The organism is Veillonellales bacterium (assembly GCA_039680175.1).
GTDB lineage: Bacteria > Bacillota > Negativicutes > JAAYSF01 > JAAYSF01 > JBDKTO01.
On the sequence record JBDKTO010000008.1, the window covers coordinates 81263 to 94410 of the forward strand.

Sequence of the window (13148 nt, forward strand, 5' to 3'; positions counted from 1 at the left end):
GGAATCATGCAAGGTACTCCTGCAGAATTTGTAATTTGCAGGAGTTTTATGGTTTTTAGCGTAAGTAGCATAATAAAGAATATATTTGGATGATAAATGACGCAGCAGACTGTTCCCGCGAGTCTGATTTTTTCATGCTTCACCCAAGCAGCAGAGACGCAGAATAAGGAGGATCATTAATGAGTTATGAGAGCAATATAAATTTAACAATGTTAACTGATTTCTACGAATTAACTATGGCAAATGGGTACTGGCAGGAAAACTTAACAAATAAAGTTGCCTACTTTGACATATTTTTTCGGAAAGTTCCGGATGACGGCGGTTTTGCTATTATGGTTGGCGTGGAACAATTCATTGAATATCTGAAAAAACTGGAATTTACGGATGATGACATTACCTATTTAAGAAAAAAGGAACTGTTCAGTGAATCTTTTTTGGCGTATCTTAAAAATTTTTCTTTTAGCTGTGATGTATGGGCCATTCCGGAGGGAACGCCCATTTTCCCCCGTGAGCCCATTGTTACCGTCCGGGGACCCATTATCGAAGCCCAATTTATTGAAACCATGATGCTGTTGACCATCAACCATCAAAGTTTGATCGGCACCAAAGCCAACCGAATCGTAAGGGCTGCCCAGGGACGGCCGATTATGGAATTCGGCTCACGCCGGGCGCAAGGATATGACGGGGCAATATTCGGGGCCCGGGCCGCTTATGTCGGCGGCTGTATTGGCACTGCCTGTACGATTACCGACCGGGATTTCGCCATTCCCGCTCTTGGTACGATGGCTCACAGCTGGGTGCAGCTGTTTCCCTCCGAACTGGAAGCCTTTAGAGCCTATGCCAGGACGTATCCCTATGGATGTACTTTTCTTGTGGATACCTATAATGTGCTGAAATCCGGCGTGCCGAATGCGATCCAAGTGTTTAAGGAAGAACTTGTGCCGCGGGGAATCAGGCCCCAGGGCATACGCATCGACAGCGGCGATATTACTTACCTCTCCAAACAGGCGCGAAAAATGCTGGATGACGCCGGTTTTGCCGATTGTAAGATTGTGGCATCTAATTCGCTTGATGAGTATATTATTCGCGATATCCTGCTCCAGGGAGCCAAAGTGGATTCCTTTGGCGTAGGCGAGCGGTTGATTACATCCCAGTCCGAGTCGGTTTTCGGGGGAGTGTACAAACTGGCTGCCATTGAAGAAAACGGACAAATCGTACCGAAAATAAAACTCAGTGAAAATGTGGATAAAATTACTAACCCGGGATTTAAGCAGGTGTGGCGGTTGTTTGACAGGACAAGCGGCAAGGCGATTGCCGATGTTATTACCCTGGCGGATGAAGTCATCAATGAGAATAAGCCCTATGAATTATTTGATGCGGAACATACCTGGAAGAAGAAACGGGTAACCAATTTCTATGCGAAGAAACTCCAGGTACAGATTTTCGCCAAAGGTAAATGCGTGTACCAAAGCCCGGATTTGAAAGCGATCCAAACCTATTGCCGGGAGCAGATCGATACTTTATGGGAGGAAGTGCTGCGGTTTGAAAATCCCCATTCCTACTATGTGGACTTATCATGGAAGCTGTGGCATTTAAAACAGGACCTAATCGACGCTTACACCATGGAATAGAAAAAAGCTTCCCTGCCATTGGAATCTTTTTGTTTTGATTCTGCCGGCAGGGAAGCTTTTTAGAAGTACAAATCTCTCGTTCCCGTTTCGATTTTTTTCAGCTCATCAATGGTCATTTGCTTCACCTTGGGGTTGGGGATCATATCCAGATGCTTCTGAATCGTTTGTTCGCCGATTCGCCGGGTTTCCGGACTGGCATAGTCCATTAAATATTCTTTAAACGTTAATATGGCATTCGGCTGGCAGGTGTTTTGAATTTCGCCGCTCTTGGCCAAAGGCATAAACCTGTCGCCGGTTCTTCCTTTACGATAACAGGCGGTGCAGTAACTGGGAATATAGCCGGCTTCGCAAATGTGGCGCAGAATTTCATCCGGCGTCCGGTGATCAGCGACCTGAAATTGAGAGGAATCTTCGACGGCGGTATGGCCGCCCTTTTTCAGTTTATCAAGCTGGGCCTTGTAGCCTCCTACGCCGACGCACGATCCGGCGCTCAGCTGGGATATACCCAGATCAATAATTTCATCACGGAAATCGGGACTTTCTCTCGTCGATATGATCATCCCGGTATAAGGCACTGCCAGCCGCAATACGGCGACAATCTTTTTAAATTGCGGGTCGGTAACCAAATAGGGGAATGTATCTAGGTTGACGCCTTCAGCGGCTCGCATGCGGGGAAAAGAAAGAGTATGAGGGCCGATACCAAATCTTTTTTCTAAATGGTTGATCGCCAGCATAAGACCTACTACTTCAAAACGATAGTCATACAGACCGAACAGCACGCCCATCCCCACATCGTCGATGCCGCCTTCCATGGCCCTTTCTATCGCTGTGGTATGCCAGTCATAATCCCGTTTTGGTCCGGAGGGATGCATTTTGGCATAAGTTTCCCGGTGGAAAGTTTCCTGAAAGAGAATATAGGTGCCGATGCCGGCCTTTTTCAGCAACCTGTATTCTTCTACCGTGGTGGCCGCAATCTGGACATTGATCCGGCGAATGGCGCCGTTGCCTTTTGTCGTATCATAAATGGTTTTCATTGCTTCAATTACATATTCGATGGGAGTGCGGACCGGGTCTTCCCCCATATCCAGCATCAGCCGCTTATGGCCCAATTCTTCCAGCGCCTTGACTTCTTCCCGGATCTCCTCCATGGTCAGCCGCTTGCGGTGAATTTCGTTTCGGCAGCCATAACCGCAGTAAAAACAGTTATTAATACAGTAATTGCTCAAATAAAGCGGCGCAAACAGCACCAGCCGCTTACCGTATATTTTCTGCTTGATCTCCAGCGCAGCGGCAAACATCTTTTCCAGCAATGCTTCATCTTCCAACTGAATTAAAGCGGCCACTTCCCGGGCAGTCAATCCTTTTGCCCCTCTGGCTTTTTCGATAATTCCCTCCAGTTGACTCTTGGGAAGCGAGGCTGTTTCTGACAATAACGAGTGGATAAAAGGTTCATCGATAAAGTCGCCTGCATACTTCTTGTCCATTTCCATACTCCTTTCGTGGTTAGTACTGCCCGCAAAAGAGAAAAGTTAATCCCCGGTAAAAATTTTTACGCCGATCAACAGAAAAACCTTCCCTAGGGAAGGTTTTTGACAAAGCTAAATTCTTCACCCCTAGGAGCAGAGAATATCCTCTTTACCGCAGGTAGTTCTAAACCTTCCTCCCGGTAAGGCGTACCCTGCCGGTCAGAATTTGTATTTAATTAATTATAGCTCCAAATATTTCCAATGTCAAGTGCTGTATCCCCTAAACGACATGGGAAGACGAGTATAAACAGTAGATAAACAGCAGCTTGCTATTTGACATTATCCTGTATTTATTATATAATAAAAAAACAGCGCGGGGTGGAGCAGCTGGCAGCTCGTCGGGCTCATAACCCGAAGGTCACAGGTTCAAATCCTGTCCCCGCAACCAAAATAATTCATTCTTTAATGCAACGGATGCAGGAAGATGTTTATAAAGAAGTAAATTCCGCCTGGCAGTGTAATAATGCTGCCGGGCTTTTTTTATTTTTGTCAAGGGGAAGGGAGTGATGATATCGATTTTTTATGCTTTTAAAACAATACCGCGATTAAAATAAATTAGGCAGCAAGAAAATTTGCTAAAAACAGAAAAATTTGTAAATGGTGGAAGGTATCTTTCGCTGATTGTCAAAAAGAATAATTATATAAGTTATTAAGTTTACCAGCGTCAAAACAAGAACGAATAGGGGTGTCATACATGGAAGATATTTTATTCGTTGCTCCATCCTCTTATGTGGCTAATTCCGCAGCAAAGGTAATATCTGAAATGAGGTTGCAAATACCGGTTGAAGTTAAAAATATGCAGGAAGCGATAGCTGTGGCCGAGAGATACCCAGATGTCAAGATTATAATCAGTCGGGGTGGCACGGCTGAAATCATAAAAGCACAGACAGATAAAACAGTAATCGGCCTTAAAGCCTCAATCAGTGATTTGCTAGACCCGATTCATAAGGTTGCAAGCAAAGAAATCGATAAAATTGGTATAGTGGCAAATTATCATCTTATTGATGATAGTGTACAGGACCTCAAGCTAGTAAACTGTGATCTCTACTTTCGGCCATGGCGTAACGAGAACGATTTAGAACAAGTTTTTCAGGAATTTTCTCGCCTTGGAGTGAAAGGGATTGTGGGCGATACGGTGGGAGCAAAATTTGCTGAAAAGCTAGGTCTTCCCACCGAAATGCTTGATTCGGGGGAAATTTCAGTTAAAAAAGCGATAAAAGAAGCTGTCAGAATTTCTGAGGCACAGCAGTCGGATCGTTTGCGTGCTCAGGAACGGGCGCAGCAAATTGCACATTACTCTACCGACATCTATTCGGCGATTGAACAAGCTGCAGCTGCAGTAGAAGAGTTAACAGCTTCTTCACAGGAGTTAGCCACTACAAGTTTAAAAACGGCTGATGTGTCAAATCAAGCTACGAAAGAGGTCCGTAATACGGTTGAAATCGTAGAGATGATCAGCCGGGTAGCTCAACAGTCTAATTTGCTGGGATTAAATGCAGCAATTGAGGCAGCCAGAGCGGGAGAACTGGGTCGGGGCTTTTCAGTTGTAGCCGAGGAAGTCCGCAAATTAGCGAATGAGAGCAATGAATCAGCAAAAAAAATTAAGGATATCTTGGATAATCTGGAAAGCTGCGTAACTAAGGTAGTAAGCGATATTGCTCAGAGTAATGTGATTACCCAGGAGCAGGCAAAAGCTACTCAATCAATTGCTCAAATGCTTGAGGGCCTTAGAGATGTTGGCCAAAAGCTAATGGATATGGCAGAAATTCAAACAAAATAGGCTAGAAGCTAGCCGCAAACATACGAATTTTCCTGCAAAATGATCAAACCGGCAAATTAGAAATTTAGAAGAAAACGTTAGACAACAAAATAAATAAGGCCTTCCGGCAATGTGCCGGAAGGCTTGAATTCGGGTAGGTATAACGGTTCGAACCTTATTTTACAGCTTTGCTAACTTGTCAACAATCAAATGAAGAGTATTATTGGAGGCCATAATCGCTTCCAAAGAACCATAAATCGTTTCCCCAGCAAGTTGTTCAACATCTAAGCGATTATTGCAGGTATCAAAGATCGTGATATCGGAAGAAATATTATTCAGTACCGATTTTGTTACGGCATTTTGAATTGTATCCATCGCGTTATTGCTTGAAACAGCCAATTCTTTGACTTCCAGTCTGATTGTTTCTAATTCGGCTTCAGAAGCCACGGATTTACTTTGTAAATCCGTGGCTATTTTTTTTACGGTAGTGTCGATATGGTGATAAAATTTTGCAGCGATGCATTGAATGAGTACACAGGCAGAATGAATAGAGGCGGCTCGTGTTGCCGGAATGATCGTGACGTCTTTGCGCAGGTAAGCTCGGTAATTTGGCGATAAAAGACCGCCTTCACCGACAAACCGGTCAACACCGATAATATATTTTGCTTGTTTCAATCGTGCCTGAATTTCCTTCTGCGGCATGTCACGGTAGGCGATCGGTACAAATTCAACGCCGGTAATACCAATATTTTTACAATAATTACCTAGAATGAGCGCGTATTCCAAATGATTATTAAATATATAAATCGTTTCGTTTTGGGGGATGCGAGCTACTGAAATAAAAAATTTTGAATTTGGCATCAGGTCCAGCAAAACAATTTTTTTTCTTGGTACTGCCGCAGCTAACGACTGTAGCTGTGTTTGAGCACAAACATAGATGTCGGCCACGGAATCATCCTTAATTTCATAGGTCAAATATGTTTGAACGTCTATATTTTCGCTGACAATTGATTTTATAATATGCATGATTTCACCAGCAATTAGCGGACCACTGGCGACAACGGCAATTTTTAAATTCATGGCATGATCTCCTTTAAAAGAATATGGGAATTTTAAAAAATAGCTAACACGGTTTAGCAAAATGGGACCTCGCTAGCTAATTTAAGAAAGGCCCGCGCCGCATGAGAGATATATTTATTTTTTTTGATAGCGATGGCGATATCGATCATTAATGGAGTAGTCAAAGGAATATTGATGAGAGAATTGTCACATAAATCCAGCGGTAAAATTGTCAAACCGGCATTACTGGCAGTAAGTCCTTTTATTGTTTGTATGTGATTAGATTCAAAGGCTATTTGCGGTAGCGTGTTTAGTCTTTCGAATTCCTTTATAATGAGTTTTCGCAGCAGGCAGCTCTGGGTGAGTAGGATTAACGGTTCATTTACCAGTTCGGACAGCGCAATAGAATTTTTCCGGCGGAAACAGTGATCTTTTGAACAGCAGACGGCCAATTCCTGTGAGCCGATGGTTGTATAATCGAGCAGGTTGTTATCTTCACCCAGAATGACAATAGCGAGATCGACTTTATCCTCAATTAATAATTCTTGTATATCAGTAACATTTTTTTCAATAAAAGAGAGCTGAATATTCGGATATTTATTTTTGAACTTTTTTAAAAGCTGTGGGATTGGCTGCATTCCGGCAACCGGAGTGATTCCCAAAGTTAGTACGCCATTGTTGAGATTTTTCAATTCGTTAATTTCAAAAATTGTTTTTGAAACGCCGCTCATAATATTTTCGACATGTCGAAAAAAGACTTGACCTTCTGTCGTTAGAAATGCCTGCTTTTGATTACGGTCAAATAGCTGGACGCCGAGTTCTTCTTCCAAGCTATGAATAGCATTCGTTACGGCAGGCTGAGAGACATAAAGGCGTTCCGCGGCTCTGGTAAAACTGGTTAGCTTACTGACCATAAGAAAATATTCAAGTTGTCGTAACTCCATAAGCGTTGCTCCCGTATGTTTATACTATAATGCTATTCTAGCATGAAAATATCGGCTTAATGCGAATTTTACTCTGAAAGATAATAAGAAGTTTTTATTATAAGATAAGCAAAACTTATTTATGAGCTAACTCTGCCTTTAAAAGCCAATTATTCAATGATAAAGCGGAATTATCAGATTGAAAGAGTACTTATCAGATGAAAGTAAGTTTTTTATAAAGATTTTTTATGCAAAGATAAGCGACTGATATTTTAGTATTATTTTTCGGAATGATATTATTTAACCAAAGTTAGTCCTGATTTTTTTGTGCGCACAAAAACTAATAAGCCGAGTATTTAAAATATTACATAAAGGAGAGAGTTCAATGCCATCTACAACAATTGACAGCCAGGTTTTTGGCTGCTTATTCAGTACCGACAAAATGAGAGATATATTCAGCGATAAGAATATTGTCCAAAAATGGCTGGATACGGAAGCAGCATTAGCTAAAGCACAGGGAGAACTGGGCGTTATTCCCAAGGGAAAAGCAGATGAAATCAATGCGAAAGCAAAGGCGGAATTGCTCAATATTCCGCAGATTGGTGAGTTCTATAAAAGTTCAATTACAATAGTACCGTTACTGAAAGCGTTCAAAGCAGTGCTGGCAGACGACGCCGGTGAATACGTTCACTGGGGTGCCACTAGCCAGGATATTGTAGATACAGGGCTTGTTCTTCAAATGAAGGAAGCTTATGCGGTTATTTTAGAACAAATGAAAGCATGCCAGAAATCAACGCTGAATTTAGTCAGGAAATATCGGGATACAATTATGTGCGGCCGTACCCATGTCATTCATGCTTTGCCGATCACTCTTGGGTATAAAGTGGCTGTCTGGGCTGATGAACTTGGCAGAGATATCCAGCGATTGGAAGAAATAAAAGACCGGGTATTCGTCGGAGAAATGGCCGGTGCTGTGGGAACGCTGGCATCTCAGCCAGAAAAGGGACTCGAAGTTCAGACGAGAATGATGGAAATTCTAGATCTAAACGTTCCGACAATTGCCTGGCATGTGGCCCGGGACAGTCAGGCGGAATTTACCAGCCTGCTTGCAATCTGCGCCGGTACAATCGGCAGAATTGCCAGCGAGATTCTTTCTTTGCAGCGAACGGAAATTCTTGAACTGGAAGAGCCGTTTTTTATGGGAAAGGTCGGCTCCAGTACGATGCCGCATAAACGTAACCCGCAGGTCGTTGAAAATATCATCGCACTTTGTCGCAGCGTCAGAAGCATCGCGCCGGCGATTGTCGAAAGCATGGTAAGTGAAAATGAGCGGGACTGGGGTTGCTTTATAACAGAATGGGAAGCCATTCCACGTGCCTGTCACCTCATCAGTGCAGCACTTGAAAAATCTATGGATGTTCTGGAAAATTTAATTGTTTATCCGAAACACATGGAAGCGAACTTAAATAAGTTAAGAGGGCTGATGATGTCGGAATGTATAATGATGCATTTGGCTCCTAAATTAGGCCGTATGACAGCTCATAATATCGTGTATCGGACCTGCATGAAAGCCTATGAAGCAGAACAGCAAATGGAGGTCGCATTAAAGGCAGAGCCGAAGGTTCGCGAGGCGTTTACCGATGAAGAAATTACGTCAATGCTAAATCCTCGCAATTATATCGGGTATGCTCCACAATTTGCAGACCGTGTTCTCGCAAAATATAACGCATAAAGCATATTAAGGATGTGTTAATGCCATGAATAAAAAGCTACGAAATGGGCTAATTGTTTTGGCTGTCGGTGCAGTTATATGGTTCATGCCGGTGCCGGAAGGGCTGAAAGTACAGGCGTGGCACTTATTTGCCATATTCGTTGCTACAATTTTAGGCTACATTCTTCAACCATTGCCTATAGGAGCGATTGCCTTTATTGCAGTGACGTTTTCCGCGTTGTCAGGGACACTGAAACTGGGTGATGCTTTAATGGGCTATGGAAATGGGACAATGTGGCTTATCGTTTCCGCGTTTCTATTTGCCCGGGGTTTTATAAAAAGCGGTCTCGGACGGAGAATTGCCTTTGTTATTATTAAATTGATTGGCAAATCATCCCTAACGCTGGGTTATGCCATCACTATCAGTGATTTTGTCATCTCACCGGCGACGCCTTCTAGTGCGGCACGCGCAGGCGGTATCATTTTCCCGATTATCAAGAGCCTGTCCTCGGCGCTTGGCTCTGAACCAGGGCCGACTGCTCGTAAATTCGGTTCGTATATCATGCAGATTGAATATCATGCCAATGCCATTACCTGTGCTATGTTTATGACGGCTATGGCTGGTAATCCACTCTCCGTGGAGCTTGCATCAAAAGCAATCGGCGTTGAACTTACTTGGACTTCCTGGGCGCGGGCAGCCTTGGTTCCCGGTGTCGTTTCTTTGCTGCTCATTCCCTATGTTCTCTATAAGTTGTATCCACCGGAAATTCAAGCAATGCCGGCTGCAAAAAAATTAGCGAAAAAAGAATTGGAAGCTATGGGGCCGATGACGCGAATGGAACAAGTAGTTGCCTTCGTATTTATAGGCGCATTGCTCATGTGGGCAACTTCGGAAATCACTCATATTAATGCTACTGTTGTAGCGATGAGTGCTGTATGTATTATGATTATTTGCCAGGTACTTACCTGGGAGGATGTCATTGGTGAAAAAGGAGCATGGGATACACTGTTTTGGATGGGGTCTCTTGTTGCATTAGCAACAGCGCTGGCGAAATCCGGCTTTATTGCCTGGATTGCAAAGTCGGCCGGTGCAATCATTGCGGCGGCGGGATTGTCGTGGACTGTGGCATTTGCGATTCTGATTATTGTTTATGTATATTCTCATTATGGCTTTGCTAGTGTTACTGCACATATTAGCGCTATGTATGCAGCTTTTCTTGCAATTTCTGTCGGGGTGGGAGTTCCCCCACTCCTTGCCGCCTTAGCATTTGCTTTCTTGTCTAATGTCATGATACCGTTGACACATTATGGCGGTGCGGCAGGACCGATTATATTTGGCGCCGGTTATGTAACGCAAGCTGAATGGTGGAAGCTGGGCTTTATTCTGACAACAATGAATGTCTTCGTATGGCTGGGAATTGGGGGTGCATGGTGGAAGGTTCTTGGCCTTTGGTAACTTAAATAGAATCAATATACGAAAGAAGGCTGCAAAAACATTCTGTTTGCAGCCTTCTTTCGTATATGGGGGTAAGTATTTGACACAAGAAGATTGGATGGGTTGTCCAAAATGCGGGGAAAAAATAATCAAAGCATCAGTAACAATCGAACAACCTATTACTAAACAGCAAAATCCGCCAATAATAAAAAAGTGTTCAGAATGTGGAATTGAATTACCTCCAGATGTTTCTCGGTGCCCAAGATGTTCTAAAGAAATTACGACAAGCCAAGCGAAAAGAAAACAATTAACAGGTACACAAATAATCAGTGGAATTATAGTCGTAGCCTGTGTAGTATTTTTCTTTAATTCTTACAGTCGCTCTTTAGTTCCTCAATCTCAACAATCAAAAAATACTGTTTCGGTAATTACACAACAAACTCAGCAAGCGAATGATCTTGAAGTAGTAGAGCATAAGGCGCAATCAAATAATAGCAATAAAAAATATAGATACGCGGAAATCCGGTTTACACTTCATGATAAATCCGGTGCTCAAGTTGGTACGGCAATGACAAACACTGCTGATATAGAGGCCAATGCTGTGTGGAAATTTAAGGCGCTTATTATAGATGAAAGGGCCACAAGTTATAAATTGGCTGGCGTAACAGGGCGTCCGTATTAAACTAGCAACCTACATGATATTCCTGCCGTAAAAAAATAATCCTGCAGATTGTCATGGGGTTCTACTATTGTTTATCTATCGCACACTGAGTGCACACAAAGTTGCCCCGTACCCGTTTGATGTTCAGTTTACCACGGGTTTATTCTGTCCATCAAAAGGGGTATGGGGCACTAAAGCCAATAGCCATGCGTGTTTCAATGTCTACGATATAACGATAGTGGCACAAAAGTTTTATAATAGTAGTATAATCAAAATATATGGTAAACTTGTCCAGAGACAAGGACGCAAAGCCACGGGTCAATGATCGCTTGAAAGCGGAATGCCCGGAGTTTGATCTGTCCTATACAACAGTGCAGCGGTTTGTGAAGGAATACAAACGGAAACTTCAGCAAACCAAGACCATTCAGGAACTTGTATAACATCCGGGCGAAGCGCAAGTAGATTTCGGAGAAGCCGACTTTTATGAAAAAGGAGTGCTTTGTCGCAAAAATATTTGACGGGTTTTTTCCCTACAGCAATCGCGGTTTCTGTCAAGTATTTGGCGGAGAAATCGGAGAGTGCGTTTGTCAGGGGCTCAAAGATATTTTCGAGTATATTGGCGGAGTGGCGCGCGGTGTAGCTTTTGACAACGCTACAGGAGTAAAGCTATTTTATGGATGGGAGGAATATCAATAGCAATTAGCGAGATTATGGAGATTGCGATGGCAATAATACCCAGAGCCGATCAGGAGGTCAATGTATGAAAAAGCAGGTAATCGCAGCGATGTTAGTCCTATGCCTAAATGCACCAGTGTGCCAAGGGGAAGAAGTTTCTACAGCGACGGGAGAAGCAGTCCAAAAACGGACGCCGCAAAATACCGATTATTATCGGCTGGAGCAAAATCTTAAGGAGAGGCGGACGGAACAGGAACCGATTCAAGACAACACCGGCAAACCGGGAGAGATGGCGCAACAAGATAAATCTATTACTGTGTTCGTGCGGAAAATTGTTACGACGCCGTCACAAATTCTAACTGCTGATGAGATCGAGTCTGTGGTTAGTCAGTATGAAGGCAAGACCATCAGCATGAAGGAACTGAATGATGCGGTTAAGAAATTGAATGCTCTTTACCGGCAAAAGCAATACATAACCGCACAGGCCCTTCTGCCGTCGCAGAAAATCGAGAACGGTATAGTAAACATTCAGCTAGTGGAAGGCCATGTGGGTCAAATCTATGTTGAAAATAATCGTCATACCAACCTAAATTACATCAAAGACCGGCTGACGCTTCAGCCAGGAAATCTGCTGAAGCTAAATGAACTGGAAAAAGACCTTACCTTTTTTAACCGGACCAATGATATTCAGCTTCAAGCAGAGCTCAGGCCCGGTAAAGAGTTTGGCGCTACCGATCTTATAGTAAAAACCCAGGAGCCGGTAAATTCCCAAGCTACGTTGTTTTCAGACAATGGCGGGCGTAAGGAAAGCGGGTTGTACCGCACCGGCTTAACCTGGGTGGATAGCAGCCTGACAGGCTGGCGGGATACCCTGTCGGTCACTGCCATTCAGGCTAAAGATACTACGGCGGGAGCTTTTTCCTACTATATGCCCGTTGATACCCAAGGAACGCGGGTAGGTGTCAGTTATGACAAAAATCAGACCAGTGTATCTTCGGGGGCTTATGAAAGTCTCGATATAAAGGGGAATTCCGATGATTTTGCTGTGTATTTAAGTCATCCCTTCAGGGTAACACCTCAATACAAATCAGAAGGATACCTGGAGTGGCATAATAAGACCTCCGACACTTCTTTTTCCGGGATTACCTTACTAAACAATAAAGTAAAAACCGGCGTAGCCGGAGCTTCATTTCAGTCAATCGGCAATAACCGTTTTTGGTATATGCGCAATGATTTTACTTTTGGTAATAGTGATAGCAGGGTGCATGATTTTTTCCGCTATAATCTTTCTTATGTGCAGCAACGGTGGCTTTCCCATGGCAATTTGCTTATTTTCCGGGCTAACGGACAGTGGGCGAATAAAGAGCTGCTGCCGTCTTCCGAGCAGTTTAGCCTTGGCGGAATGTCCAGCGTACGAGGTTTCCCCGAAGGATTGAAAAACGGTGATAAAGGGTATTGTGTAAGCGCCGAGCTGGACATGCCGGTAAGACCGGACAGCAAGACAAAATTCATGACTTTTATTGATCACGGCGGCACGTTTACCTTGAAAGGGAACGGAGAAGGCGTTGACCATAATGACTTTCTTACCAGTGTAGGTTGTGGAGTGATTCTGAACTTTTCAAAGTATGAATCCGGAAAAATCGCCATCGGATTTCCTTTATCAAGTCAAACTGCTTACCGACAGCATGTACGGGTACATTTTTTCCTGCAATCAACTATTTTTTAGGCAGTTATCAATAAACGATAGGCGAAAAAACGTGGATATAAA

The 13148-nt window shown here is 43.4% G+C and carries 10 protein-coding genes, 1 tRNA gene and 1 riboswitch; of the genes, 8 read left to right on the forward strand and 3 right to left on the reverse strand.

The annotated features are described in order from the left end of the window. Positions 1 to 179 precede the first annotated feature (179 nt). On the forward strand, positions 180 to 1631 hold the full coding sequence (locus ABFC84_01460) for a nicotinate phosphoribosyltransferase (GenBank protein MEN6411413.1): 1452 nt from the start codon (positions 180 to 182) through the stop codon (positions 1629 to 1631). 59 nt (positions 1632 to 1690) lie between these two features. Here the strand turns inward: ABFC84_01460 and hydG are convergent, their stop codons facing one another. Further along, positions 1691 to 3115: a [FeFe] hydrogenase H-cluster radical SAM maturase HydG gene (gene hydG, locus ABFC84_01465; protein MEN6411414.1), complete on the reverse strand. Its 1425-nt coding sequence runs from the start codon at positions 3113 to 3115 to the stop codon at positions 1691 to 1693. Positions 3116 to 3469: 354 nt separating this feature from the next. Here hydG and ABFC84_01470 point away from each other — a divergent pair. Further along, a tRNA-Met gene (locus ABFC84_01470) sits at positions 3470 to 3545 on the forward strand. A 306-nt stretch (positions 3546 to 3851) separates the two neighbouring features. Continuing rightward, the gene (locus tag ABFC84_01475) at positions 3852 to 4937 is read left to right on the forward strand and encodes a PrpR N-terminal domain-containing protein (GenBank protein MEN6411415.1); all 1086 of its coding nucleotides are present in this window, start codon (positions 3852 to 3854) and stop codon (positions 4935 to 4937) included. Positions 4938 to 5096: 159 nt separating this feature from the next. Here ABFC84_01475 and ABFC84_01480 read toward each other — a convergent pair whose 3' ends face one another. After that, on the reverse strand, positions 5097 to 5996 hold the full coding sequence (locus ABFC84_01480; protein MEN6411416.1) for a hypothetical protein: 900 nt from the start codon (positions 5994 to 5996) through the stop codon (positions 5097 to 5099). 53 nt (positions 5997 to 6049) lie between these two features. After that, positions 6050 to 6919, reverse strand: a complete 870-nt coding sequence (locus tag ABFC84_01485; GenBank protein MEN6411417.1) for a LysR family transcriptional regulator — start codon at positions 6917 to 6919, stop codon at positions 6050 to 6052. A 364-nt stretch (positions 6920 to 7283) separates the two neighbouring features. Between ABFC84_01485 and purB the strand changes: the two genes are divergently transcribed. From purB to ABFC84_01510, 5 genes are all read left to right on the forward strand, one after another. Next, positions 7284 to 8630, forward strand: a complete 1347-nt coding sequence (gene purB, locus ABFC84_01490) for an adenylosuccinate lyase (protein ID MEN6411418.1) — start codon at positions 7284 to 7286, stop codon at positions 8628 to 8630. A gap of 25 nt (positions 8631 to 8655) precedes the next feature. Beyond that, the gene (locus tag ABFC84_01495; GenBank protein MEN6411419.1) at positions 8656 to 10065 is read left to right on the forward strand and encodes an anion permease; all 1410 of its coding nucleotides are present in this window, start codon (positions 8656 to 8658) and stop codon (positions 10063 to 10065) included. 79 nt (positions 10066 to 10144) lie between these two features. Beyond that, on the forward strand, positions 10145 to 10726 hold the full coding sequence (locus ABFC84_01500; protein MEN6411420.1) for an FxLYD domain-containing protein: 582 nt from the start codon (positions 10145 to 10147) through the stop codon (positions 10724 to 10726). Between the two features lie 249 nt (positions 10727 to 10975). Then, positions 10976 to 11053: riboswitch (cyclic di-GMP riboswitch) on the forward strand. 135 nt (positions 11054 to 11188) lie between these two features. Continuing rightward, complete coding sequence (locus ABFC84_01505; protein MEN6411421.1) at positions 11189 to 11401, forward strand: hypothetical protein; 213 nt, start codon at positions 11189 to 11191, stop codon at positions 11399 to 11401. Between the two features lie 64 nt (positions 11402 to 11465). Continuing rightward, positions 11466 to 13106 (forward strand): ShlB/FhaC/HecB family hemolysin secretion/activation protein, encoded by a 1641-nt coding sequence (locus ABFC84_01510; protein MEN6411422.1) that lies wholly within the window; start codon positions 11466 to 11468, stop codon positions 13104 to 13106. Positions 13107 to 13148 lie beyond the last annotated feature (42 nt).